The 24928-nt window shown below is 62.6% G+C and carries 31 protein-coding genes and 3 pseudogenes; 27 read left to right on the forward strand and 7 right to left on the reverse strand.

Annotated elements, in window-relative coordinates:
* Positions 1-46: 46 nt before the first annotated feature.
* Both BVER_RS06330 and repC read right to left on the reverse strand, forming a co-directional pair.
* Positions 47-875 (reverse strand): annotated as a pseudogene (locus tag BVER_RS06330) (DUF932 domain-containing protein).
* A gap of 387 nt (positions 876-1262) precedes the next feature.
* Positions 1263-2585 carry a plasmid replication protein RepC gene (gene repC, locus BVER_RS06335; protein WP_050452554.1) on the reverse strand — a complete coding sequence of 441 codons (1323 nt, stop codon included), beginning with the start codon at positions 2583-2585 and terminating at the stop codon, positions 1263-1265.
* 29 nt (positions 2586-2614) lie between these two features.
* Between repC and BVER_RS31225 the strand changes: the two genes are divergently transcribed.
* From BVER_RS31225 to BVER_RS06430, 22 genes and pseudogenes are all read left to right on the forward strand, one after another.
* Positions 2615-2935 (forward strand): hypothetical protein, encoded by a 321-nt coding sequence (locus BVER_RS31225; protein WP_157055943.1) that lies wholly within the window; start codon positions 2615-2617, stop codon positions 2933-2935.
* A gap of 454 nt (positions 2936-3389) precedes the next feature.
* Positions 3390-3791 (forward strand): hypothetical protein, encoded by a 402-nt coding sequence (locus BVER_RS06340; protein WP_050452555.1) that lies wholly within the window; start codon positions 3390-3392, stop codon positions 3789-3791.
* Between the two features lie 12 nt (positions 3792-3803).
* Positions 3804-4529 carry a lytic transglycosylase domain-containing protein gene (locus BVER_RS06345; RefSeq protein ID WP_050452556.1) on the forward strand — a complete coding sequence of 242 codons (726 nt, stop codon included), beginning with the start codon at positions 3804-3806 and terminating at the stop codon, positions 4527-4529.
* A gap of 147 nt (positions 4530-4676) precedes the next feature.
* Entirely contained in the window at positions 4677-5060 is a 384-nt protein-coding gene (locus BVER_RS29870; protein WP_198155176.1) for a TrbC/VirB2 family protein, read from the forward strand.
* A gap of 1 nt (position 5061) precedes the next feature.
* A complete protein-coding gene (locus BVER_RS06355; RefSeq protein WP_050452557.1) occupies positions 5062-5400 on the forward strand; it encodes a type IV secretion system protein VirB3 in 339 nt (112 codons plus the stop codon).
* Positions 5393-6727 (forward strand): VirB4 family type IV secretion/conjugal transfer ATPase, encoded by a 1335-nt coding sequence (locus BVER_RS32390; protein WP_198155177.1) that lies wholly within the window; start codon positions 5393-5395, stop codon positions 6725-6727. Before BVER_RS06355 ends, BVER_RS32390 begins: the two co-directional genes overlap by 8 nt.
* Positions 6663-7691, forward strand: a complete 1029-nt coding sequence (locus tag BVER_RS32395) for a TraG/VirB4 family ATPase (protein ID WP_198155178.1) — start codon at positions 6663-6665, stop codon at positions 7689-7691. Before BVER_RS32390 ends, BVER_RS32395 begins: the two co-directional genes overlap by 65 nt.
* Positions 7692-7717: 26 nt before the next feature.
* Positions 7718-8443, forward strand: coding sequence for a type IV secretion system protein (locus BVER_RS06370; RefSeq protein WP_050452560.1), 726 nt, complete (start codon positions 7718-7720; stop codon positions 8441-8443).
* 1 nt (position 8444) lies between these two features.
* Positions 8445-8864, forward strand: a complete 420-nt coding sequence (locus BVER_RS31230) for an EexN family lipoprotein (protein ID WP_050452561.1) — start codon at positions 8445-8447, stop codon at positions 8862-8864.
* A 6-nt stretch (positions 8865-8870) separates the two neighbouring features.
* Positions 8871-9923 (forward strand): TrbL/VirB6 family protein, encoded by a 1053-nt coding sequence (locus BVER_RS06380; RefSeq protein ID WP_050452562.1) that lies wholly within the window; start codon positions 8871-8873, stop codon positions 9921-9923.
* A 265-nt stretch (positions 9924-10188) separates the two neighbouring features.
* Entirely contained in the window at positions 10189-10926 is a 738-nt protein-coding gene (locus BVER_RS06385; protein WP_083452063.1) for a VirB8 family type IV secretion system protein, read from the forward strand.
* Entirely contained in the window at positions 10923-11096 is a 174-nt protein-coding gene (locus BVER_RS31235; RefSeq protein ID WP_157055944.1) for a hypothetical protein, read from the forward strand. Before BVER_RS06385 ends, BVER_RS31235 begins: the two co-directional genes overlap by 4 nt.
* 3 nt (positions 11097-11099) lie before the next feature.
* Positions 11100-11768 (forward strand): TrbG/VirB9 family P-type conjugative transfer protein, encoded by a 669-nt coding sequence (locus BVER_RS06390; RefSeq protein ID WP_269750743.1) that lies wholly within the window; start codon positions 11100-11102, stop codon positions 11766-11768.
* Positions 11765-12994: a type IV secretion system protein VirB10 gene (gene virB10 / locus BVER_RS06395; protein WP_050452565.1), complete on the forward strand. Its 1230-nt coding sequence runs from the start codon at positions 11765-11767 to the stop codon at positions 12992-12994. The genes BVER_RS06390 and virB10 overlap by 4 nt, the downstream gene beginning before the upstream one ends.
* Positions 12991-14061 (forward strand): P-type DNA transfer ATPase VirB11, encoded by a 1071-nt coding sequence (gene virB11, locus BVER_RS06400; RefSeq protein ID WP_083452065.1) that lies wholly within the window; start codon positions 12991-12993, stop codon positions 14059-14061. Before virB10 ends, virB11 begins: the two co-directional genes overlap by 4 nt.
* A complete protein-coding gene (locus tag BVER_RS06405) occupies positions 14054-15571 on the forward strand; it encodes a type IV secretory system conjugative DNA transfer family protein (protein WP_050452566.1) in 1518 nt (505 codons plus the stop codon). The genes virB11 and BVER_RS06405 overlap by 8 nt, the downstream gene beginning before the upstream one ends.
* Positions 15572-15589: 18 nt before the next feature.
* Positions 15590-16243 (forward strand): annotated as a pseudogene (locus BVER_RS06410) (type IV secretory system conjugative DNA transfer family protein); the annotation flags it as partial.
* Complete coding sequence (locus BVER_RS31240; RefSeq protein ID WP_157055946.1) at positions 16240-16398, forward strand: EexN family lipoprotein; 159 nt, start codon at positions 16240-16242, stop codon at positions 16396-16398. The pseudogene BVER_RS06410 and the gene BVER_RS31240, both read left to right, overlap by 4 nt.
* 101 nt (positions 16399-16499) lie before the next feature.
* Positions 16500-16787 carry a hypothetical protein gene (locus tag BVER_RS06415; protein ID WP_157055947.1) on the forward strand — a complete coding sequence of 96 codons (288 nt, stop codon included), beginning with the start codon at positions 16500-16502 and terminating at the stop codon, positions 16785-16787.
* 1 nt (position 16788) lies between these two features.
* On the forward strand, positions 16789-17739 hold the full coding sequence (locus BVER_RS06420; RefSeq protein ID WP_157055948.1) for an LPD7 domain-containing protein: 951 nt from the start codon (positions 16789-16791) through the stop codon (positions 17737-17739).
* Positions 17740-17748: 9 nt separating this feature from the next.
* The gene (locus BVER_RS06425) at positions 17749-18963 is read left to right on the forward strand and encodes a relaxase/mobilization nuclease domain-containing protein (protein WP_083452067.1); all 1215 of its coding nucleotides are present in this window, start codon (positions 17749-17751) and stop codon (positions 18961-18963) included.
* A gap of 33 nt (positions 18964-18996) precedes the next feature.
* Complete coding sequence (locus BVER_RS06430; RefSeq protein ID WP_050452571.1) at positions 18997-19218, forward strand: hypothetical protein; 222 nt, start codon at positions 18997-18999, stop codon at positions 19216-19218.
* A 276-nt stretch (positions 19219-19494) separates the two neighbouring features.
* Here BVER_RS06430 and BVER_RS06435 read toward each other — a convergent pair whose 3' ends face one another.
* Positions 19495-19680 carry a hypothetical protein gene (locus BVER_RS06435; protein ID WP_157055949.1) on the reverse strand — a complete coding sequence of 62 codons (186 nt, stop codon included), beginning with the start codon at positions 19678-19680 and terminating at the stop codon, positions 19495-19497.
* 239 nt (positions 19681-19919) lie between these two features.
* On the opposite strand from BVER_RS06435, the gene BVER_RS06440 reads away from it, so the two are divergent.
* From BVER_RS06440 to BVER_RS35870, 5 genes and pseudogenes are all read left to right on the forward strand, one after another.
* Positions 19920-20159: a hypothetical protein gene (locus BVER_RS06440; RefSeq protein ID WP_050452573.1), complete on the forward strand. Its 240-nt coding sequence runs from the start codon at positions 19920-19922 to the stop codon at positions 20157-20159.
* A gap of 329 nt (positions 20160-20488) precedes the next feature.
* On the forward strand, positions 20489-21151 hold the full coding sequence (locus BVER_RS06445) for a replication protein RepA (RefSeq protein ID WP_232316410.1): 663 nt from the start codon (positions 20489-20491) through the stop codon (positions 21149-21151).
* Positions 21152-21868: 717 nt separating this feature from the next.
* Positions 21869-22090, forward strand: a pseudogene (locus BVER_RS33455) (type II toxin-antitoxin system Phd/YefM family antitoxin); the annotation flags it as partial.
* Between the two features lie 18 nt (positions 22091-22108).
* Complete coding sequence (locus BVER_RS29895) at positions 22109-22546, forward strand: type II toxin-antitoxin system VapC family toxin (RefSeq protein ID WP_083452069.1); 438 nt, start codon at positions 22109-22111, stop codon at positions 22544-22546.
* Between the two features lie 203 nt (positions 22547-22749).
* Positions 22750-22860 carry a hypothetical protein gene (locus BVER_RS35870; RefSeq protein WP_269750744.1) on the forward strand — a complete coding sequence of 37 codons (111 nt, stop codon included), beginning with the start codon at positions 22750-22752 and terminating at the stop codon, positions 22858-22860.
* Here BVER_RS35870 and BVER_RS31245 read toward each other — a convergent pair.
* From BVER_RS31245 to BVER_RS33460, 4 genes are all read right to left on the reverse strand, one after another.
* A complete protein-coding gene (locus BVER_RS31245) occupies positions 22818-23054 on the reverse strand; it encodes a hypothetical protein (RefSeq protein ID WP_157055950.1) in 237 nt (78 codons plus the stop codon). The genes BVER_RS35870 and BVER_RS31245 overlap by 43 nt on opposite strands.
* A complete protein-coding gene (locus BVER_RS06460; protein WP_050452576.1) occupies positions 23051-23341 on the reverse strand; it encodes a hypothetical protein in 291 nt (96 codons plus the stop codon). Before BVER_RS06460 ends, BVER_RS31245 begins: the two co-directional genes overlap by 4 nt.
* Positions 23338-24348: a type IV secretory system conjugative DNA transfer family protein gene (locus BVER_RS06465; RefSeq protein ID WP_050452577.1), complete on the reverse strand. Its 1011-nt coding sequence runs from the start codon at positions 24346-24348 to the stop codon at positions 23338-23340. Before BVER_RS06465 ends, BVER_RS06460 begins: the two co-directional genes overlap by 4 nt.
* 12 nt (positions 24349-24360) lie before the next feature.
* Positions 24361-24928: hypothetical protein (locus BVER_RS33460; protein ID WP_232316411.1), on the reverse strand; the 568-nt coding region annotated here is incomplete at its 5' end.

Raw genomic sequence — 24928 nt, forward strand, 5'->3', positions numbered from 1 at the left:
GGGGAGGAGAAAGAGGGGCTTGCACGGTGCAAGCCCCTCGCTGCCGTCAGGCGGCCCGGTAGCGGCGCAATTCCTCCGCCAGAATCCAAAGAGCACGATTGATCTTCACATTCTGGTCGATGCCGTTGATTGAGCGGGTCCGGGTAGAACGACCCTTGCGCGTGCGGCCCGGAACGCCGCCCTTGGTCATGTTCTCCTGAACGCGGTTGAACGTGCTCCAAAGGTCGTCGACGCGATCCTCATAGCGGCGCGGGGTCAACAGTTGGTCGGCCGCGATCGGGGCATGAGTTTCCTCGTCGTAGCGCAACGCCAGCGCGGCCGTCGCAAAGGCGTTCTGCTCGCCGCTGGACAGCGGTAAGGGCCTTCATGCCCTCGCGTTATTCCTCGGCCTTCTCGAACCCGTCCAGCACCGTATAAGCGCCCTCGATGACTTGGCCGATCACATCGCCCTTATGCGGCACGCGAAAGTCTGCGAGGGTGTCGCCGCAAACCATGCTGTTCTGACACACGAACCGGAACATGCCGGCGAGCATCTGATAGGAACTGGTGCCATCGTGGCTGTTCAGCATGATGATTTCGCCCGCTTCGCGGCCGTTGATCTGATCGGCATGGCGCAGCCGGATCATGTGCTTGGTGTGCTCGCGCTTGTCCTCATTCCGCACGCGGGTTTGGCAGACCATGAACGGCTCGAATCCCTCTTTGCGAAGGCCGCGCAGAACGTCGATGGTCGGAATGTAGGTGTAACGCTCGGAACGGCTGCCGTGGGGCTCGGCGGCGAAGATTGACGGCGCGACGCGCGCGATCTGGTCATCTGACAGGGGTGAGGCCGCATGGAGCGCGGGGGACTTGGGCGCAAAACGGCTGGAAAGCTGCATTGTCGTAACTCCTGCATGAGTTGGTGAAGCCCGGAGCAGTTGCCGTCGCCTCGGGCTGGCGGTGTGGTCAGATACGGGCCGCGACCACTTCGACCATGTCGCGGAAACCGCCGCGTGTTCGGGTCAATTCCTCGAACTGACACCTAGATTTTAGGTGGATAGTGAAATTATGTCAATAGATGTAAATGTACATATTTCATTCATTGTCATAACCGCGATGCTTTGCGGCGATCTCTTCAAGCGTTTGAAAACCTGACCCGACCGCACGCAAAGGCCCTGTAAATCCAACACCAATCTGCTAAACTGGCCTATGTTCCAGTTCCTGCATGAGCCGGTGCATCTTTCGAGGCCCGAGGGGTTGCCGCCCTTCGGGCCTTTTCATGCCCGTCAATGCGCGGTCCCCTTCAAACCATCCGCTAACCCGAAAAGCGTTCGATCTAGGCGCAGCTCGCCCGTCTCGTGTAACTCGACCATGCGCCGAAGCAATCCGCCCGGCGACTTGACCTCGCCGGCAGCATAACGCGCTGCAATCGCAGTAATCGTCGCGACGGCTTCCGTCTGGCCGAGGATCACGCAAGCCTGTCCCCAAGCGTGCTGCGATATTCCCAGCTCGGCGCGGACATAGAAACTCGCTTCTAGCAGCTCCTTCCACGTCGGATTTGCCGATTTGATCCACGGCCGGAAGGCTGGCGCTATCTGCATCACGAAATCGGGCGTGACGATGAAGCCGCGCAGGGCGGATTCTCGCCTTCTTTCCTTTTTGCCCGATCTTACAGGCGCAGCCCTGGCGCTGGCCTTGATCAGGTCGTCAAGGCTTCGGTGGTCTGCGCCTTTCGTTATGACTCCGGGCCGATTAGGCCCGTCCATTTTCTGGTTTGTATTTACTTTAGAAATAGAAGGTGTATTTGTAGATGTAAGGAGGGGCCAGTTTTTCGGCCCCATGGGGTTAATATCCACGCCTTCAGCCACGTTTTCGGAAGCCGCAGGCGTCGAGTTATCCACAACCTCGACCGGCATTAGGGCCTCGATCGCGGCCGTCCGGAGCATCGCCAGTTGGGCAAGGATTGGGGCGAGCTGGCGCGGTTCGTAGGAGCTGCCGCGAAGCGCTGCGATTCTACGGGCCTCGGCGTCCACGCGCGCCCAATCGCCGGCCGCCTCGGTCTCGCGCGCCATGTCGCATAGCGAGAGGACCGCGTTGCGCTCGGCCGTGATCTGGCCGCGCAGTCGCCGGCCTTCCGCGCGAGCCTCCGCGTGCGCTCTGGCGACCTGCTCGAACTCGTCGCGGCGCGCGGCTAGGGGCGTCAAGTCGAAGCCATAGGCAAGGGTGATCCGGCCGCCGTTGTCGCGCGTCCCGAAACGCTTGCCGTCCGGCGCGTCCCGCATCTCGAACAGCCCCAGCTCTTGGCCGACGCGGATCAAAGTCTTGATCTGCGACCGGCCCAAGTCGAGCGCATCGCTGAGCGTCGCGTTGCTCGGCCACGCGATGATGGGTCCGCCCTGCCAGTCGGACGGGAACGTGCGGCCAACCAAGTAGTCGACCAGTTCAACGACGCGCCGGGGTATCCCGAGCGCGGTAGAAGCCCGCTTGAAGGCGCTGAGCGTCTTCCCGGGCGTGGTGGGGTCGTAGTGTGGCCGTCGCGCCGCGCGGGCGCTGAGCATTGCCGGCGTGATCCTGCGCCGGCCCGTAGGGGCCGTTTGGGTATGCGTCATCGTTGTTCCTTCGTCAGAAGGAGCCTTCGATGAGGTACAAGCCGCCATTGAGAGTCTTGACGGCGAGCTTCGCCGGCCTTACTCTCATGCTTGGAAAACGAATTGTCGGTCAGCGGTTTTGGCTGTACCTCATCGAAAAAGCCTCCGCGTCAACGGGGGCTTTTTCTTTTTCCGGCTCTGGTTACGTCACTGGGGCGAATCCCTTTTCAAGAAACCCAAAAAACGCTGACACTCTGCCGCCAATGCCGCAATCCGTCAATTCGGACGTGATTTCGGCCGGGCGGCGCTCATCCGAGCGCCCGCAAGTGTTGTTGAAAAACGACGCAATCCCTGATCGTGGAAAAGTATAAGCTAAGACCCACACTTTTTACAAAAAGCGCTAACAATATTCGGAGGATGACTGTTTCATCATATTTTGTAGTACCGTTGTATCTGAGCGGGATAGCGGCCGAATCCGCTGCGTTTCCGGAGATGCGCCTGCCCCATTCCAAGGGGATTTTGGACGGTTCCGGCAATGTTGGCAAAAAGTGTTTTGTAAAAAACACTTTCATGGGTGTACACTTCGAGCACTCGATGAATGAAAGCGCTAGAATCCATGGTCCCGCATCAATCGCTTGTACCCTCTCGCAAACTCGCCCGTTCCGCTGCTATGAAGGTTAACAGCGGTAGTGACGTTGGGCGCGCCAGCGACCCAACTCACGTTTCGCGGGGAGAAATAGGAAACATCGTCGGGAGCCGACTCTGCGGTCGGCTCCTGTTTTTTGCTGCGCCACGCGCAGCGGCGCTGATGACGCGGAGCACGGATTGCCGAAGGGACTACAAGAGGGTGAAATCAAACAGGCGATCGAAGACGGCGGGCACCTCCGTAACGTCTTCATCGTGTCTAAGTGCGTCGGCAGGCACGTCGAGCACTTGGCTTACATTCGCCCGAGTTGGAGGCGGGACTTCCTTCCGCTCCGAATATGGCAGTACAAGGACGATCGCACCTATCGCGATCTGGACCGCCTGCTCATGCTCATTCGGTGCGATTTCAAATATCGCGGCGTCGTCCCGATCTACATCGTGGGCGACCCGGAACTCGCTCGCTACAAGAGTGCGGCTTGCGAGGGCAAGCTACCGGACGGGCCGATCCCTCCATTCTGCGACGAGTGCAAGGACTGCCAAGACTGCCACGAGACCCCTGAGTGGGCGATCGGCCCTCCCTGAGTGGAGGGCCGAATGATTCTGACGGTCGCCGCGTTCGTCCAGCTTGCCGCCCAATGCGGCCCGGCGGTCCATGTGGACACGCTGACCGCCATGGCGCAGGCCGAAAGCCGACTCAACACCTTTGCAATCCATGACAACAAGACCGGGCGCAATTACGCGCCTGCGACCTTGGGCGAAGCCGTCACGGTCGCAACCGATCTCGTAGCGGCGAAGCACCATTCCGTTGACCTCGGCGTAATGCAGGTCAACAGCGCCAATCTCGCTCCGCTCGGCCTCACGATCAGTGACACTTTCGACGCCTGCAAGAACATCGCCGCCGGCGCGCGTGTGCTGGCGGCCGGCTATGAGGCTCCCACGCAGGGTCTCGATGTGCAGCCGGCGCTGATGCACGCGCTGTCCCGCTATAACACGGGCAACCCTGATCGCGGCTTCACCAACGGTTATGTCCGTCGCGTGCAGTTCGCGGCCAGACAAGTCGTGCCGGCGATCCGTGTAGGCGGTGCCGACGGGCAACAGGGAGGGGAGGGGGCCGCCACGCCACCGCCTCCACCGCCCTCATGGGACGTTTTTGGGCAGGCGCGCTATCAGCGCGAGCATGGAGGCATCGTGTTCGGCGGAACTCCGCCGACGCAGCCATTGCCGCCAGCGACACCACCGGCCGGCACTACGGCCGCGCGTGCTCCCCAGCCAGTGCAGTTACAGGCCGTCGCCGGATCACCGAACGGCGGCGGCCTGTAGGGCTAAGACCATCGAAACGATCCTGCTGGGGATAGGCAAGCCACCCAGCAAGAGCGCGAAGGCTTGCACGGTGCAAGTCTGGCGCTTCTCGCGGCCTGCCGTGACGGAGTGAGGGTCAGCAATGACGAAACTTTCTGTCAAGACGCGTTGACGGCGTGGCTGGCGTTCGCCCCTGCGCGGGTCAACGACTTGGTGCGCTCGGCATCGGCCGCGTGCTTCGACAGGGCGCGCAATCTCGACGCGCAGCGCGTAGCGACGTTCGCCTTGGCCGTCGTCGTTTTGACGGCCGTAGCCAATCCAGCGTTCGCGCAGTCGGCAGGCGGGCAGGGCGATATCACGACATTCCTGCAAAACCTCGTCAACATCATCACCGGTACGGCCGGCAAGCTGATCGCGGTCTTGGCAATCTGCATCGTGGGCGTCGGCGCGCTGATGGGCGCGCTGTCGATGCGGGCGGCCGGCGGCGTGATCCTGGGCGTCCTGCTCATCTTCTCGTCGGCATGGATCGTCAATCAGATCATCGGGCAATGACATGGCGCAGGACAGGCTCACTGAGGACACGCTGTTTCTCGCTTGCACACGCCCTGCCATGTGGCAGGGCGTGCCTCTAGAAGCGCTGGCGATAAACGGCATGGTGACCGGCATCGTCTTCGTGTTGATGTCCAACCCATTCTATCTGCTGATTGGGGTGGCGGTTCACTACGCCACCCGCGCCCTCATCAGCCACGACTACAACATGTTCACGACCTTGCGGTTATGGGCGGAAACCAAAGGACGCGCCCGTAACAAGGACCATTGGGGAGGCTCGTCCGTGAGCCCGCTTCCCCTCCGGCCCGCACGCAAGGCGCGGGAGGTCCGAATTCATGTTTAACGCGGCCTCTCGCGAGCGCGAGCCGGACACTTATACGCCATATATCTGCCATGCGTCGCCTAGCGGCCTGCTGCTGGATGACGGATCATTGCTGGCGATGCTGCGCCTTGATGGCGCGGCCTTTGAGACGGCGGACCCGATCGTCGTCAACTCGATGCACGCGCAACGCAACATCCTCCTTCGCAACATCGCGTCGGACCGCGTGGTGCTGCAAACGCACGTCGTCCGCACTCTGGCGGACGCCTCGGTCTATCCGCCAGAGCAATGCTCAAGCGCATTCGCGCGGGCGCTTGATGACGGATACCGCGCGCGGATCATGTCGAACCGGCTGTTCCGCAACGATCTGTTCCTCTCGGTGCTACTTCGGGCAACAAGCCGCGCCGGCCTGTCCGAAGGAAACATCGCGTCCCTGTTTGCCCGGCGCAAACGCGGGGACAGGGCACGCACGGCATCGCCGGCAAACCTCGAGCAACTCGCCGGCATCGTCTCGACGCTGCTCTACGAGCTGCACGCCTACGGCGTGCGCCAGCTCGAACTGCGCGAGGAAAACGGCCTGATGTTTTCCGAGCGGGCCGAAGCGCTGCGCCTCGTGCTGACAGGCGAGCATATGTCGGTGCCGTTGGTGAACGGCCATCTTGGTGGCGCGATCTATACCGATCGCGTCATCGTCGGCCGCGAGGCGATCGAAATCCGGGGCGCGGGCGGTTCAAGCTACGCCGTCGGTTTCGGCCTGCGCGAATACCCGGCCGTCACATGGCCGGGTATGTTCGATACGCTCTTGGGAGCGCCCTATCGCTGCGTCCTGACGCAATCGTTTGGCTTCCTCGGGAAACAGGCCGCGCAGGGCATCATGACCCGCAAGCAAAACCAGATGGTGACGGCCCAAGACAAGGCCGCCAGCCAGACGGAAGCCCTGACGGAAGCGGCCGACATGCTGGCGTCCAACGCCTTCGTCATGGGCGACCATCATTTGTCACTCATGACGTTCGCGGACAGCCTCGACAAGCTGCGCGCCGTCGCCGCCAGTGCAAGGCGAGATCTGGCCGAGAGTGGCGCGGTGATCGTCCGCGAGGATCTCGCCCTTGAAGCGGCCTATTGGGCGCGACTCCCCGGCAACATGCGTCTGCGTTCCAGGCCCGGCGCGATCAGCTCGCGCAACTTTGCCGCTATGGCGAGCCTGCACAATTACCCGCTGGGCGCGGCGCGGGGCTATCGGCAACGTGTTCGTGGCCGGCCACGCCGGCTCAGGCAAAACGACGCTCATGTTGTTCCTGCTGGCGATGGCAGAGCGGCAGAAAGCCACGACAGTCCTATTCGACAAGGATAGGGGCGGGGACATTCTCTCGCGCGCCGTCGGCGGGACGTACTTGGTCCTGCCTTCGGGCGAGCCGTCAGGGCTCGCCCCGCTCAAGGCGCTCGATGCCACTCCCGCGAACGTCGAGTTCATCAAGGAGTTGGTCAAGGCGCTGGTGATCGAACCGGGCAAGAACATGCTGCCGGAGGACAAGCGCCGCCTTGAATTGGGTGTGCGGTCTGTTTTGGCGCTGCTGCCCGAAGAGCGCTCCTTCAGGGAACTGCGCGCATTCCTCGGGCAAGCCGATCCGGAAGGGCCGGGCGCGAAGCTCGAAAAGTGGTGCAAGGGCGGTGGACTCGGCTGGGTGCTCGACAACGACGAGGACCGCGTTTCGCTCGATGCACCGTTCCTCGGGTTCGACGTGACGGCCGTGCTCGACGATCCGGTCACGCGCGGCCCGATCCTCTCATACCTGTTCCATCGCGTCGGAAGCCTGCTGGACGGCCGCCGTCTGGTGCTGGCGATTGATGAATTCTGGAAAGTGCTGCTCGATCCCGGCTTTCGTGATCTCGTCAACGACAAGCTCAAGACGATCCGAAAGCAAAACGGCCTCGTGATCTTGGCGACGCAATCGCCGGCCGACGCGCTGAGCTCTCCGATCGCGCATTCGATCATCGAACAGTGCCCGACGCAAATCCTGATGCCGAACACGCGCGCGGACGCGGCGGACTATCGGGATGGGCTCAAACTCACGGAACCGGAGTTCTTGGCGATCCGGGAGGATTTGACCGTGGGAGGCCGCCGCTTCCTGCTCAAGCAAGGCAACGCCTCGGTTGCCTGCGAACTGGACCTGACAGGCCTAGACGACGAAATCGCCGTGCTTTCCGGCCGCGCAAGCACGGTGCGCCTCATGGAGCGGCTAATCGCACAAGTAGGCCCGGACCCGGCGGATTGGTTGCCGCTTTTCCGGCAACAGTGGCGGGAGGCTGCCGCCTGACTTGGGCAACAGGAAAGGAGCGATCCATGAAGATACGGAAAGTAATTCTGGCCGGTGTCACGACACTGGCAATCGTCGGGGGCAGTATCGGCCCCGCCAACGCGCAAAGGGCGGTGATTGATATTCACGCCATCGGGCAAGCAATCCAACAACTCAAGCAGTTGCAGCAGCAATACCACGTGTTGCAGCAACAATATTCGACCATGAACCAACAGTATCAGGCCATCGCGCACGCGCCGCAGAATGCCCTGACCCAGCTCGGATCGCAATTCAACGTGCCGCAGTTCCGCAGTCCGCTGTCGGCCGGGTCCGCAGACGTGGGCTCGATCATGAACGGGACGGGATCGGGCTCCGGCGCGCTCAGCTCGAACGTACAAGCCTATCTCAATCAAAATCGCGTCTACTCGCCCTCGGGGCAGGATTTTCAGGCCCAACAGATGCACCGTAATGCGACCAGCATTGCCGGTTCGCAGGCAATGGCCGCCGATCTGTATCAGTCGGCCGCGAACCATATCCAGACCCTGCAAAGTCTGGAAGGCCAGTTATCCAGCGCGCCCGACGCGAAGGCCGTGGCAGACATTCAGGCGCGCATTGGGATGGAACAGGCGGCCTTTCAGGCGCAGCAGGTGCAGGTCCAATCGCTCGCCATGTGGCAGGCGGCGCAGGAGCGGAACGAGCAACAGCGGGAAGATGAAAGCCGCCGGCAGCAGTTAGATAGCGGGCTCCAACAAATTCGCGCACACGGAGGCTGACATGAAAAAGTCTTGCACCGTGCAAACCTTGGTGGCTGTCTTTTCCCTCCTGCCCATGCTCGCCGTCGCTGCGCCCGCAGCAGGTCAAGAGGCGGCCTCCAAGGACACCGGGAAAACCGTCTCTTGGTATGCCGATCATCAGCAAGAGCGCGCGCAAATGCAGCTCCGTTGTCTCGATGATCCCGGCCATCTCGGTACCACGCCGGACTGCATCAACGCGGAACGCGGCGCGATCGAAGCGGCGCACCGCAGACCGCGCACTGGTTTCGGCGTTATGGACCCGAACAATCCAGCCTTTTGGTCGGAAGACCCGAGCACCCGCGCGGCAAAGATCTCCATGTGCCGCCTTAACCCCCAACTCGACTACTGCGACGCTGCTAGGCGCTCTCTGCTGATCGAGGCCGGGAAAGCCAAGAGGTAAACCGGCATGGGCGGCAATATTCAGTGGCACATCTTCGCCTACATCGTCTCGCAGGTCGAGACGCCGCTCGTCGGCGCGGTCGCGAAAGTGATGAACGCCTTTCTGTCCTTCGTGGCCGCGCCTCTCAAGGTGTCGCTGGTGCTGTATATCGCGCTGACGGGCATCCTCATCATTCGCGGCCAGACGGACGAAGCCGGCTCGGCGCTGCTCGGCCGCTTCCTCAAGATGGCGATCGTCGTTTGGGTTCTGACCGGCTCGGGCATCTACCAGCAATATGTCTATGATTTTTTCTTTCAGACGCTGCCGCAAGGTCTGACGAACGCCCTGACCTCGGGCGGCGTGACGACGATCGACGCCAATGCCTTCGACACCGTGTGGACAAAGGCGCTGGGCGCGGGAGTCGATGTATGGCGTACCTTGTCATGGCATGACTTTCTCTCGCAATTCATCATCGTTGTCTTTTGGATCGTGTCGATCCTCTCGACCGTCGTTGCCTTCGCCATCTGGCTGATCTCCCGCGTCATCCTCGCGCTTTACATCGCGGTCGGCCCCTTGCTGATCGGCCTCGCGCTGTTCCCGGCAACGCTGGCGATCTTTGAACGCTGGATCGGCTCGCTGATCTCCTGCGTGATCCTGCAAATCACGACGATTGTGCTGCTTTTCATCATCTTGGCGGTGGAACAACAAGTTGTGGGCCAGATCGCGCTCATGCCGGAGGCGGACTTGGTCGGCCGGATTGAGGTCTTGCTGGCTGGCGTGATCTTCTTCCTTGTGGCGGCCTTCGTCGCCTTCCAGCTCCCCGGCGTTGCTTCATCCCTCTCCGGCGGCCTCCATTTCCATACGGGCTCGATTGCCCGCGCCGTGCAATCAACGATCGGCTCGATGGGCCGCACGGAGACTGCCGCCGATGGGAGCAGCTACCGCACGGGGCGCAGCTGGCTTCTTGGTGGCGGTCATCTGGCCGTCTCGGCGGTTGGGCGAGGGGCGGGGGCTGTGGGACGCGCCGTCTATAAGCGCGTCCGGCCCTCAACCGGCGGCTCCCTCTCAGACAGCGATTAGCCGCGCGCGCGGAAATCAGCCACTTTGCTGAGGAACAAACCATGACTCGACTGATCGCCCTTGTCGGCCTCGCCCTCTCACTCGCCGCCTGCGCCAACCATCCGCCGCTTGCCGAAGCGTCCGGCCCCTATCGGCCGCTCAACCCCGACCGGTGGACACCCACGTCCGATGACCTTCGCGGCCCCCGCGCACCCCTGCTGCCGGCGGACTCGCCCTCGCTCAATCCGCCGACTCCGTCGCCGGCCTCAACGCCGGAGACTGGCCGATGAACCTCTTTGCACGAAGGGCCCGTGCAGCGCCGGCCGAAGCCTTCATGGCCCGCCCGATCACGGCGGACCCTGAAACCCTGCAAGCCTATTTCAGCCAAGTTGCGAGCTACGAGGCCAGCGAACGGGCAAGGGACCGCAAAGCGGCTCGCGCCGGCTTCACCGTGGGCGCGATCGGCGCGGCGATCGGCGTCATGGGCGTGGCGGCCGTGCTGGCGCTTACCCCGCTCAAGACGGTTATCCCGCTGGTGTTCAGGGTCGATCGCACGACCGGTGCCGTCGAGCGCGTCTATGACGTGCGCGGCGGAAAGATGGAGGTAGGTGAGGCCGAAAAACGGTTCTTCCTCTGGCAATACGTCCTGCACCGCCAGACCTACACGGCCGCCGAAGCGGAATCGAATTTCAATGCTGTAGCGCTCATGTCGTCGCCGCAGGTGCAACAGGAATACGCCAACGGTTTCAAGGGGACCAATCCGAACAGCCCGCAAGTGCTGCTCGGCCAAGACGGCACGGCGACGGTGCGCTGGGTGTCCACGTCGTTTCTCGGGCCGAAGCTGGCACAAGTCCGCTTCATGCAGTTCGTCAGCAAGGCCGTGGCACCTTTGCCAGCGCAGCGCATGGTGGCAACGATCGCATTTGATTTCGCGCCGGGTCAGCTCAGTTCGTCGGCGATCAACGTCAACCCGCTAAGTTTCATCGTCACGAGCTACCGGGCAGATATGGAGGCCTGGCAATGAGCCGCGCGCTTCTTGTTGGAGTGGCGGCGATCGTTTCTTTTGCCGTCGGCGCACCTGTCCATGCCGAACAGGCACCGCACCCTGGCGGTTATGACCAGCATGTCGAGTTGGTGGCCTATAACCCGCTGAACGTCGTCCGGATCACGGGCACCCCGACCAATTCAACGTAAATCATCTTCGCGCCGGGCGAGGAAATCACGCAAGTCGCGATCGGAGATGCCGACCCCTGGCTAGCTCAACCGGCGGGCAATCTGTTGTTCATCAAGCCGACAGAAATCCGGCTGTCCACCAACATGACGGTCGTGACGAAGACGGCTTATGGCGGCAACCGCTCCTATCAATTTCGCCTGCTGGCTTCCAAGCGCGCCGATGATGGGGCCTCGACGGCGATCTTCGCGCTGAGTTTCAACTATCCTGACGATGATCGGCGCGCGCGCGAGCTCGCGCAACAGCGCGCGAACGCGGCCGCGGCCGAACAGGCTTCGGAAAACCGGCTTGCAAACGCATGGGCCGAAGGCCCGCGCAACTGGCGGTATGTCGCGCAGGGCTCCGAGCAAATTCAGCCGACCGAAGTGAGCGACAACGGCCGCCAGACCGCTTTCCGCTTCCCCGGCAACATGCGTGTGCCGACGATCTACACGGCTGCGCCGGACGGCTCGGAAACGATCGTTCCCTACACGATGATTAATGACATGGCCGTCGTGCAGACCACGGCCCGGATATTCACCCTGCGCGACGGCCAAGAAGTGCTGCGCATCATCAATCAGGACTTTGACCCCGTGGGCCGCAATCCCGGCACAGGCACTCCTGATCTCTCGCGCACGGTCAGGAGCGGTTCATGAGCGACGAAAACAATATCCGGCCGAGCGACAACGCTGCACCGCCTCCGCCGCCTTCAGGAGCCGGCCTCGCCGGCGAACGCTATGTGTCGGAAGTCGCTGGCCGGCAGGGCATCGTGTCGAAGAAAACAGGCGTCGGCGTCATCATCGCGGGCGCGGCGATTCTATGCGGCGTGATCCTGCTGACCTCGACCAAACCGAATCTCAAGACGGAGGACGGCCCCCGGCTCGCGGTGCATCCGGAAGTGGCCTACGTTCCTCCGCCGCCGCCCGCTGCGACTGTGGCAACGTCCGCACCACCATTACCCCAGACTGCGCCCCCGCTTCCGACGCAGCCCGTCGCGACGCCGGCCGCCACGCCGGCACGTCATGAAACCAAGTTGCTCGTCTACACGTCCGGCTCCACGAACGCAGGCAACGGTACCGGGCCGGGGGCCGGCCTCATGTCGCCGTGGCCCGTGGGCGGCGCTACAGGCCCCGATGTGCCGGGCATAGATGCCTCCGGCGGCAATGGAGAGCCACTTACGGCAGGCGAACGACAAGCGCAGCGGGAGACCTTGGCAAGTCACTTGCAGGCGACGCAGCTAACCGGCGTTTCGGCAAACGTGCTGCGTCATCAACCGTTCCTGCTGACAATGGGAACGATGGTCCCATGCGTTCTGCAAACGGCGATGGATTCGACGCTGCCCGGCCTCGTGACGTGCGTGATCCCGCAGGACATTCATGGCAAAACCGGCCTGACGCTGCTCGATCGCGGAACCAGCGTCGTGGGCGAGTTCAAGGGAGGTATCCGTCAGGGCGTCGAACGCATGTTCGTGGTCTGGACGCGGGCGGAAACGCCGCAGGGCGTCGTTATCACCCTCGACAGCCCGGCAACCGATCCGCTCGGCCGATCGGGCATGGATGGTGCCGTTGACCGGCATTTCTGGCAACGGTTTGGCGGTGCGCTTCTGCTCTCGACGGTTGATGGCGCGATACAGGCCGGCGTTGGTGCCGCGTCGAAGTCGTGGACGACGACGATCAACACCGGCTCGACGGAATCGGTCATCGCGCAAAGCCTGCAAGGCACGATCAATCTTCCGCCGACGATCCGAAAGAACCAAGGCGAACCGGTCAGCATCCTCGTCGCGCGCGATCTCGATTTCTCGACGGTCTACGCGGTGCAGCCGACGCCGCCGCAATATGTTCGAGCTGCTGGTACGCAGGACCGGAGGATGTGGACGAAATGACCCGCGCCGGCGAAAGCACGCTGCGCCTTCTGCTCGCGCCGATCGCGTCGCACCTTGCGGACTCGAAGGTGACGGAAGTTGTCATCAATCGACCGGGAGAGGCCGGCGTTGAAACGCGCGAGTGCTGGACGTGGCTTGACCTGCCGGAGCTGACGTTTGAGTGCCTAGACGCGATCGCGACGCTTTGCGCTGCCATGTCACAACAGGACGTAGGGCCGGAGCGCCCGCTGTGCGGTTCGGTCCTGCCGGACGGTCAGCGGGTACAAATCTGCCGGCCGCCGGCCGTCCGCGCCGGCACGCTTAGCCTGACGATCCGGCGGCCATCGTCCTTCGCCACGACAGTCTCACGTCTGGCCGCTGGCGGGCTGTTCTCGAGAACGGAGGGTGCGACCTTCCGCGCGAACCCGATGGACCGCGAGTTGATGGCGCTATACTCGGCGCGGCGCTGGGAAGAGTTCTTCCCGGCAGCCGTCCGGGCAAAGAAAACGATCATCGCCACGGGCGAGACCGGCTCGGGCAAGACGACGTTCGCGAAAGCCCTGATCCAAGAGATTCCGCTTGAGGAACGGCTTATCACCATCGAGGACACGCACGAGTTCATCGGCATGCCGCAACGCAATCTCGTGTCGCTGTTCTACTCCAAGGGCAACCAAGGCGTTGCGCGTGTCCGCTCAGAGGACTTGATTGAGGCGGCGCTCCGGATGCGGCCCGATCGCGTCTTGATGCAGGAACTGCGCGACGGCGCGGCCTTCACCTTCATTCGCTCGATCGCCGCCGGGCATCCAGGCTCGATCACGACATGCCACGCCGGCAGCGCACCCGGCGCGTTCGATGCACTACGCCTGATGGTCAAGCAACATGACGCTGGCAAGCATCTGGCAGACGCTGACGTGCTCGCGCTGCTCAAGCAACTCGTGCACGTCGTTGTTCATTGCCGGCGGGATCATCGCGGCTTTGCGATCGAAGAAGTCTATTTCGATCCGCTCTCCAAATCGCCCGAGCTGGCCGCTCAGGTGGAGGCCATGCCGGAACCTGTTAACTCATGGAGGGAAGCCGCCCGTGTCTGATTTCTCCGAGTGGCCGCCCGCCGCAAAGGCTCTGCTGTGGCTATTCGCGCTGATCCTCGGCGCGCTACTCTGGTCCGTGCTGGCATCGCTGATTTTCCTCGCCGGCACGCGGCTTCTGACGGCCAACACGGTGCCCCTGTTCCAGTGGTGGCAATACCTCTCGGCCTACGGTCTGCATCAGCCTGTGGTTGGCCTGTGGCTCAAGATTTCAGGCGGCATCGCAACAGGCCTCCCGGTTCTGCTTTTCGTTGCGCGCGTTGCCCGCAAGGGCTGGCCCGGTGCCGACGATCGTCAGTTGCACGGCAAGACACGCTGGGCGCAGCGCGGCGAACTGGCAAAGGAGGGGTTCTATACGAAGTTCGGCGGGCTCTATGTCGGGCAGGAGGAGGGAGGCCGCTATCTGCGCTTTGGTGGACCTGAGCATGTCGCGTGCTATGCGCCGACAGGCTCGGGCAAGGGCGTCGGCCTCGTGATCCCCAATGCGCTGCTCTACGAGGCAACGCTCGTCTGCCTCGACGTGAAGAAGGAGAATTGGGCCGCGACAGCCGGCATCCGCGCTGCTGCCAGTCAAAAGGTGTTTCTGTTCGACCCGCTCGCGCAGGACGGCCGGACGGCGCGCTATAACCCCTTCACCTATGTTCGGCGCGGCACGATCGACGCTTTCGACGACATTCAGCGTATCGCGCAGATGATCTACCCGGAGGCAACCGGGAGCGAAAAATTTTGGGTCGATAGCGCCCGCTCGGCCTTCACGGGTGCCGCGTGCTTCTTGGCGGAGTCGCCGGAGCTGCCGCTGACGTTCGGGGAAGTCCTGCGCCTGCTGTCCAGTTCGGACGGTGCGGCCTCGATGATCGAACGTATCGAGGCACGCCGCCAACAGAGGCGGCCCTATACCGAAGCGACGGTAAAGGCGTTGGAGGATTATCTAAAAGGCTCGGCCGATCTGGTGAACGGCATCCGCAAGACGATCACGGCGCGGCTGTCGCTCTGGTTCAATCCGCGCATAGACGCGGCGACGGCCGAAAACGATTTCGATCTGCGCGAGCTGCGCCGCTCGCTGCATGCGATCTATATCGGCGTGACGCCAGATAACATCGCGCGGCTTCGTCCGTTGCTGTCGCTATTCTTCCAACAGCTTATCGACTTGTCGGTGCGCGAGCTGCCGTCGAACGATCCACAGGCCAAGCACCAGGTCTTTTTGCTGCTGGACGAATTTCCGTTGCTCGGCCCCATGCCGATGCTGGCCGATGCGTTCGCCTATGTCCGGGGTTACGGCATCCGCATGATGCTCATCATGCAGAGCAAGGCGCAGCTCCGCGACCGCGAGCTATATGGCCCGGACAAGGCGGAAGCGATCTTGGACAATTGCGGGCTTGAAGTCGTGTTCGGCACGAAAGACCTCAAGCTGACGGAGGAATTGAGCGCCCGGCTCGGTTACGACACCGTAGAAGGAACAACGCGGAGCGGGCCGCGCTTTTGGGCCGCGTTCCGGCGCGACAAGCACTCGTAGACGAACAGCGACCAGCGCCGGGCGCTCCTGCTGCCGCAGGAGATTACCCGGCTGAAACCGCGCGAGGCGATCTTGATCCGGCCGGGCATGTTCCCGGTTCGCTGCCGTCGCATCCGGTATTTCAAGGACCCCACCTTTACCCGGCTCGTTCGCCCCGCGCCCGACGTGCCCGCGATCGAAATCAAGATGCGCTTGGATCAGGGCAAGGGGTTCGGGCCGATCGCAGCCGAAGGGCAGTCCTCGGCCTCGGCTCAAGACGCCGATCCGCATAGCGGATCCTCGCCATCTGGCTTGCACAGTGCAAGTGCAGCCCCGGCGACGGCCGCCCGCTCCGCGCCGGCCGCGAAACCGGCCAAACCGAAGCGGAAGGCCCCGGCAAAGCGGGCTACTAAGCCTGATCTGGTGGACGCCGCCGAAGCGGCCGAGGCAGACAGCGCCCCGGCCGACCCTCCGCAGCGCGCGGCCAATGGGCCGGATCCGGAGCTGGAACCGCAAGAGCTGCCGTTACCGCCCGTCGCGCCGCATCAGGCGGACGGGCTCCTGCAAGCGATCATGGGCGCGGAGGTGGACCTTAGCAACCTCGGCCTTTCGGACGGAAAGGCCGCTATCGCTGCGATCGTAAATGCGACCCCCACCGTCGAATCCCTAACCCGTAGGAAACAAGCCATATGAGGCTCGAACGCTCTTTTGGAGTTCTCGCAGCCGGCACCGCGCTCGCGATCCTCGCCGGCTGCAACAAGGAACTGCGCAGTACCGACTATTTCGCCGCACACGAGTGCCGACGCCCGCTCGGTCGTCGCGGCCTGCACCGCCGGCACGCAAGCTGACCAAGAGTGCGAGAACGCGAAAACCGCCTTGGCCGATCTGACCCGCAAGCGACAGATTGACAACCTGCTTGGACAGATCAAGGCGCATGGAGGGTAAACCTATGTTCAAACCACGTCACGCACTCGCCCTCACGATCTTGGGGGCCTCTGCCGTCGCTGTCCACATCGCCGCACCTGCGCTCACGATCGAGTATTTCGCAGTCCACATCGCCGAAGCCGAACAGGTCGTAACGGACTGCACGGCCGGGAAGAAGGCCGGTCGCGAGTGCGACAACGCAAAGACCGCCCTCGATGCCGGAAAGGCCCGTCAAGCGGCCGTGCTCCCCAGCTCAAACCGAAGAATTCCCTCGATCATGGATAGTGGCGAATCCACGCAAAGGAGGAAATGAAATGGCACTGACTGACAAGGCACGGGATGCCCTGCGCCCGACCAATTCGATAGAAGCGATTTTAGAGCCCGTAGGAGGATCGCGAACGCCGGCCGGGGCTGGGGGGCACCGGCCAACCCCGGAACATCACCTGTCGGCCGTCCTGCGCGGCCTGACGGGCAATCCAAAGCTGCGCCCTACCTCTCTTGAACCGGAGACGATCGCCAAACGCTATTACGTCGAGGAAAAGCGGGATGAGCGCCAGTATTTCGAGGATTACCAGCGCAAGAATCTGGCGATGCGCGCAACCGAAACATTGATCAGCTCGAAACGCGAGGATTTGAACACCGTCCGCGCTATGCTCGAAATTGCGGAAGCGCGCGGCTGGCACTCGGTCGAGATTCGCGGCTCGGCCGAGTTCAAGCGTGAGGCGTGGATTGAGGCAACCGCGCACGGTCTGGAAGGGCGCGGCTTCACGCCTTCGGATTCCGATCGTCAAGAGGCCGATCGCCGCCGCAGCGAGCGGGCGCACGCGAACGAAGTGCGCGCCGTCGAAAAGACCGAAACGCGCGAGGAACGGGCCGCTGGTCACACGGTCGAGGCTGCCGCGCACGAACGCAAGGCTGAAGCCAAACAGCCGGGCGAGCCGGAAAAGCCGACGCTGAACGACAATCGCCGCACGATCCGCGCGGCACAAAAGGAGCTGTCGGAAGATGGCCGGTTGCTGCTCGCGGCCTTGGGCGAGAAGATCGACCGCCAGATGAACAAGCTCAACACTGAGGCGAAGACCGAAATCAAGGCGTTCGTCGGTGCCGAGTTGATGAAGAAGGAACGGGCAGAAGGTCCGACCGTGCTTTCGCCAGATCAGAAGCGCGCCGCGACCGCTCCCGAGCCAGAGCGCAAACAGACGCCCGCTCCCGCACCGGCCCGCCGGCTGGAACCGACTCCCCCGCGCCGCACCCTTTCCCGGTAAGGCGCCTCGATGACGACGCGCGAGGATCACGTTTGGCGACTGCCCAGCACGGTTCGCGGCCGGGACGTAAAGCTCAAAGCAGGGGACGCCGGCACGCGGCCCCTGTCTGCGTCCGCAAAGGCGCGTCTTGCCCGGATCGCGAGCAAAGCCCCGGAAGCGATGGTCAAGGTTACGGGCCGCTCACGCGGCGGTGCCGATCATCTGAAATCGCATCTCGACTACATCACCCGCAACGGGAAACTCCAAGCGGAGACGCAGGACGGCGAGCGTATCACCGATCGGGCACGCCTTCGCGATCTGCATGACGACTGGCTATTGGCGAACGCGGCTGAGCAGCGCGGGAGGCCAAGCCCCAATGCGACGCAGAGCGTCGCAATCATTCTTTCCATGCCACCCGGCACGCCTCCCGATCGCGTCGAGGACGCCGCCCGCACCTGGGCGCGGGAAACCCTTCGCGGCCGATACGATTACATTTTCGCGCGCCATGACGACACCAAGCACCCGCATGTCCATGTCACGGTGCTGGCCGTAGGCTATGACGGTAAGCGCCTCGCGCCCGGTCCTGACGATCTACAGGCGTGGCGCGAGCGCTTCGCCCGCGAGTTGCGCCGGCTCGGCGTCGAGGCGAAGGCCACACCCCGGCAGGCGCGCGGTGTGGTCCGCAAGGCCCCCAAGTGGCCGATTGCCGGCATTGAACGGCGCGGCGTCGAACCTCGTGTGCGCCGGCAGGAACGGCAGGCGGCGGAACGGGAGGCCAAGGCTCCCAAGCCGCCGCAACCGCGCGATTGGAGCAGCGACATACAAGCCCGGCAAGACTCGATCCGCAGAGCCTACCTCGGGCACGCTGACGAACTGGCGCATGGCGACATGGCCGATCGCCGGCTTGCTCCAAGATATTTGCCGGTTCGTGGCGGACATGCCAGTGCCTCTGACGCGCCGGCAAGCGCTCGCGGCCGAGTTGCGCCATGTCATCGAACAGCGGCCGGGCAGGGTTGCCACCTCCCTCCCGCCTCGGGCGACCAAGAGCCCCAGCGCGAAGGGCCCACGCCGCGAAGGTCCACCGAACCAGCCAACGACGCCCAAGTGGCGCGGATAGCGACGAGAGAGCGAAGCATGACGGACCTTGAGCAAGTGGACTCTGCCGTGGTGCTGATGCGCCAAGCTCTCCGTCTGCTCGATACGGACAGGACGCCCCTCCCCCCAAGGGTGGCGCTGCAAGGATAAAAATCCTATACCGGTCGCATAGAGGAGGAGCCGATGTTGCCCAAAATCGACATCAAACGGGAGCTTGTAGAATCCATCAACGCCATGAGCTTTGTAGGTGCGATCTTGCTGGCCGTTGTCATCATCGCCCCAAGGGTCGGGACGCTGGCCGACTGCGTTGCCGCAACGGCGTTCTTCTTTTCCGCAATACTTCTTTCGGCGTTCCTGCGTGTCTTCTTGGGCGTGAAACCGTGGCACGACGACCGGCTCCGTTGAAGACGGCCGGCTTTTCAATTGCCGTTGCGTTAGCGCGTGACCTCGGCCGCCGGTCGTCGGCCGCAGTTAGTGCAGCGTAATCGCTCGATCAATTCATGCGCCAGCGTGTCGAGCGAAACGCCCCTAGCGGCTCGGAGAGCTGCCGGCCGCAGGCGCAATTGATTCTGAGATAGCACCCCTGCCGATACCAAAGCGGGTCTATCGGCTTCGGCCTGTTGTAGTTCGCGGCCATAGGCCAACGGGAACAAAAATGGAACGGTCTTGCACCGTGCAAGCCTAGCCCGGCGTGGCGTCGGCGCTGTCCATGATGATCCACGCCCATGCCCAGAGTATGTCGCCTTCGGCCGTGTCGGTCTCGGCAGCGGTGACGGCCAGCACGCCTAACAGGTGGCCGAAGTCGGCCGCTGGCATGATCCCGCCGCGCTGGATAACAGACGCGACGAGGGCGAGGGCCTTCGTCATCACCCAGGCTAACCACATGCAAGCATCACGGCGCAGGCAGTGGTGGCCCTGTCACAGCATGGCCGCGTGGCACAGGCGTTTATTGCTGATCAGGTGCCCTACGCCGTCGCCATGACCGGGGGCCGCACCGCACCGGAGATTGCACCGCGTAGCCCTGCCGCTGAGGAAATAGCGGCCTTGTGTGTTGAGGTGAAATCATTCTTTCATTAAAATATGAAATCATGAAAGGAGGCTAGGACATGGCCAAAACTGTTGCATTGACCGGCGATGATCTCGCCACGACTAAGATTCGGCCGCAGAGTGCAATGCTGCAACGCGGTGTGGTGCCCTCCGCCGAGCTGGTGCCATTGCAATTCCGTATGCCTCCGCAGTTCGTCCGCGAGTTCAAACAAGCAGCGTTGGACCGAGACCTGAAATTGAATGAATTGTTGAATGTCGTATTTCAGCAATTCATGAAAGAAGGTGCGCATGGGAAATGAGCCGAAGCGGGTAGGGGAGCTGCTGTGGGAGGGCTTCCTGGCCAAACTCGATCCCGAGGGCCAGGGTAAGCGCACGGCTACCAAGCGGCTCGGCAAGAGCCGTGCGGATGGCCAAGTCCTTACGCGGCAGGAAACCAAGCTGGTCGAGGCCGGCGCAACGATTGCCACTGTCCCCCCCCGGCCCTGACGATTGGGTCTATAACCATGCGATCTTGTGCCAAGTAGGCTTGCCACGGGCCAAGGTCGATGGGCTGGAGTTCCTGCGTCAGTCCGGTGCCGCTTGGATCAACGTCCAGGCTGGCGTTTTGGACGAGGGCAGAGGACCAGTGTTGCAGCCCATTCCGTATGGGGTGATCCCACGGCTTGCTCTGGCGTGGATCACCACGGAAGCCGTCCGGTCGAAGAATCGCGAAATACGTATTGGCGATAGTGCTGCCGAGTTCCTACAGACGATTGGCCTTGATGACGCCGGCCGGCGCTACAGCATGCTGCGCAAACAGATGCACGCCCTAGCTACGTGCCGACTACAGCTCGGATTTCGAGGCGAGACATATAACGGCCAGCCCGTGAAGCGTTTCAGTGCGTTGTTAGCCAACCAAGACCAGCACCAACTGGCGCTGTGGCCTGGCACGCTGATGCTGGAACAGGATTATTTCGACACGCTGTTGGAGAGTGCGGTGCCACTTGATCGGCGTTCGCTTCACACGCTGAAGGGTTCCGCCTTGGCCTTGGATGTCTATGCGTGGCGGGCCCACCGTTTGCACCGCCTGGAAGGGAAGGGAATGCCTTTGCATTGGGCGTCTCTGCGAGAGCAGTTTGCCCAAGAGTATGCCAGCAAAGACCCTGACAAGGACTTCAAGAAAGAATTTTTGCCGGCACTGCGCAAGGTGATGACGGCTTACCCACAAGCCAAAGTCAAACCCGTCCGTGGTGGCCTGTTGCTGCTGCCGTCACCGCCGCCGATGCCCTACAAGGGCGGCCCGACTCGATGATTCAAGTCGTTGAAGGAATGGAATTGAATTGTTCGTCGTAAATCGCCACCTTTATCAAACCAATTTCATCACCAAGCCATTGATGTAGAAGAGGTTTATGGGTTTCCGTGCATTTGACATACCGCACTCTCAACCTGTGGGGGAGACTCCGAACATCGCCACCCTCTTTCGCGGTGAGCAACCCTGTGCAGCGGCGAAGTTATCCACGTGCAATCGCCCCCCCCTTTCCCTCCGAACATCGCCCCCATTTGAATACGTAAATCACAACACATAAACAGATAGGTAAATCCTATAGTTTTCCTATAAATCTCTTCCTGTAGTTAGCGGCCCATTTCTGTGGAAAACGCACAACGCAAACACCAAGTCCCGCACTGCCAATGGTCACGCCCTTCGGGCGTGAAGTTCTCTCCTGAACGCAGGGGCGCTGCCCCTGCACCACGTTCTCGCCGAAGGGCAGTGGTGCAGGCCGGCGGGCTTCGCCATTGTTCTGCACCCCACCCGATAGGCTAAGGGCCACTCCAAGGCGTCAAGGACCGGCTGCGCCTGCCGTCCTCACCCGTTCGGTGCTCGCCCTGCGGGCTGCGCTCCGTTGCGGCCTCCGGGTGGCTCCTTGCCCCCTCTCCGCAGCCAAAAAAGCACAGAGGCCTTGACGAGAGAGATTTTTGTAGTAACGTTTATACACAAACCGATTTACCCCTGACAGCAAGAGTGCCGTCCATGACCATCACCACCCTATCCAGCAGGGAGTTCAATCAGGACACCAGCAGGGCCAAGAAAGCCGCCACAGAGTGACCGGTTTTTATCACCGACCGGGGCAAACCCGCTCACGTCCTGCTCAGCATCGAGGAATACCAGCGCATCACCGGCAAACGCCGGAGCATTGTTGATGCCCTGTCCATGCCGGGACTTGCAGACATCGAGTTTGATCCGCCTCGCTCGCGGGGCGGATTTCTCGTAATGTTCCTGCTCGATACCAACGTTATTTCCGAACTCCGGAAGGTCGGTGACGGCAAAGCCGATGCCAATGTCGTCGCTTGGCTGTCCAGCGTGGATGCCACGACCTTCTATCTCTCCGCCGTCACTTTGATGGAAATCGAACTCGGCATCCTTCGGATCGAGCGGCGCGATCCAGCTCAAGGGGCTAGGCTTCGTGCCTGGATGGATCACCATGTCTTGCCCGAATTTGCGGAGCGGACCTTGCCCGTCGATACCGCCGTGGGACTTCGCTGCGCACCCCTTCATGTGCCAGACACGTGCCACGAACGGGATGCGTTCATCGCGGCGACAGCCCTAGCCCATGGCATGACAGTCGTAACTCGCAATCTCGCTGATTTCGCGCCAACAGGCGTGCCGCTGCTCAACCCATGGGAGGCTCCCCATGAGCGAAAACACTGATATTCAAACCCGCCTCAAACAGCTCCGGCAACACCGCCACTGGCAGTTGCTCATGATCGGCGACGGGATCAGCCAGATCACGGCAGAGGACGTTGATGCGCTGACACGCATCCAGCCGGGCCCTCGACAGCTACAAATCCGGGCTGAGCTTCACCGAGCACCATACCGGCCGGCCCCTGCTCACCCCCGATGAGGTCCGCAACCTGCCGCAGGACCGCGAGCTGCTGTTCCTGGCCGGCACCCGGCCGATCGTCGCCGACAAGCTGCGTTATTACGCCGATCCCGAATTCAGCTGGCTGTTTGACCAACCGTAGCCAGGTAATCCTCGATCACGGTAATGGCGGCCCACTGGCTCGGTGGCGGCGTCTGGCCGGGCTTTCAGCTCGTCCAGCCACAGCTCGGCGGGATGATCCCATGACATGTCACAAAGCACGATATCCAGAACCTCGGCCAACTCATGGGCCGGGATGTTGGCAAAACAGGCTTGCTCAACCGTGTGCGGTGTCATGTGGCGCTCTCGCGCATGAGGTCTTTCAAGCGGTGAGTCATTTCATCGGCGGTGATCTCGCCGCGCCGGCAGGCTTCGGAAAGGCCCTCAATCGCCTGCCCCTGCGCTGACCAGTACGGATCGTCTGGCGTAGCGGTGTGCCCCGGCCGGCCGGAAACCGCGGGGAAGGTAATGCCGGTGACGGCCGGGTTTCGCGCGAAAATGCCGGCAAGCAACTGATCGACCCGACTGGTGTAATCGCTCGGAAAATCCCGCGACACCCGCACGGGGCCGGCCGATGTGGTCACATCCAAGCCGCCGACATGTTGGAACAGGTCGACATGGTCTGGAACACGACGGTTTTCTGGCCCAGCAGATCGGACACGAGGCGGGCGCTGTCGTGATCGTTGACGCCGAACACTTGGAGGACGCCGGCTTTTGACAGGAAGGTGCCGGCGCGCTGGCCGTAGGTGGCGCGGAGCTGGTGAACGTCCTGCACGATCGGCCAGAGCTGCACGCCATAACTGGCCATCAGACCCATGGCCCACTCGATCGGGGCGAGCTCGCCCAAGGCGGCGAACTCATCGAGCAAATAGAGCACGGGGGCAGGTGGCGTGGCCTGGGTGCGGGCCATGTCCTGCAAGCTCTGCGTGACCATCAGCCGCAGATTGAACGCAGCCGATGGCCGGCCCGTCACCCCGAACGGATCGAGGACATGAACCGGCCAGAAGCGATGGCGGGTGCTGCCCGCCATCCGGGCGTTTTCGCCTTTGGGGTCGATGCAGATCACCGAGCGATCGGCGGTGAGCAGATTCGGGATGAGGGTGCCGACACCCTTGCCGCTGCGCGTGGGGGCGATCGTCAGCAAGTGAGCGGGGCCGGCATAGCGCAGTAGCCGGCCGGTTTTCAGGTCACGGCCGATCAATAGACCCTTTCCGGGTTGCGTCAGGTTCGCGGCCTCGGCATCGGTGGCAAACCGCGCCGAGCCGTGCGTGGCGTCCGGGCGATTGCCGAAATGCTGAATCATAGGATTGGTCAGCATGCGGAAGACGGCGATGAACGTCACCAGGACCGCGCCCAGGCTCAACCCGATGCGGATGGGACTATTTACACCCAGGCCGAGCGCACTGCTGAGCAGTTCGGCCCCGCACACCAGCGCGAACACCACGACGAAGGTGAGGATCAGGACGCCCAAGAGGTATTTTCCGGCGCGAACCGGGCTCAAGGCGAGGGTGACGAGGGCCCAGACCGGATCACGCGCGGCGGCGCGCAGCATGTTCTTGAACGCAGCCCATGCGAGGGTCACTTGGTTCATGCGTTCTTCTCCTCACCCTTCGCGCTCGCGGCCCGGCGCGGTGCCTTTGAGCAGATCGTCAAAAAGCGGCTTGTCGGTCTCGCGGGTGAGAAAGCCCGGCAGCTCGCGGCGGAGCCAGTCGCCGAGGTTTTTGGAGAAGTCGTCGCGGCCGTGGTCGAGGCGATGCAGGACGAGCGCACCGAGCAGCACCTTGCGGCGGGTATCGTGGACGCGCTCCTGTTTGCCGAGCCGCGTCTTGAGGGCGGCCCGCTGCGCATCCAGTTGGGCGAGTCGCTGCTCGATGGATTTGCGCATCATTGCCTCATCCCTTTGCCGGTCGTTCGTCAAGACTATCATTTCCGCTTGAGTTTTCCAGTTGTTGGCCGTGTTCGATTGAAAGCATCGTCGATCCATGCGCAAAACGGCCATCCGTTCATTGGTATGAACGTGCCATACGCGCCGCACCGAGCAGCGAAAGAGCGGAGCGATAAGCTGAGAAGGGCGCGCTGAGTTTGAGTTGCTGCGCAACTCAGCGCGCCATCGGCTGGTGGAGCCGATGGAAAAGTCAAAACGACAACGGAGCGTATCGGTTGGCGATTTA

This window comes from Candidatus Burkholderia verschuerenii (assembly GCF_001189365.1).
In the GTDB taxonomy this organism is placed as follows: Bacteria; Pseudomonadota; Gammaproteobacteria; order Burkholderiales; family Burkholderiaceae; genus Caballeronia; species Caballeronia verschuerenii.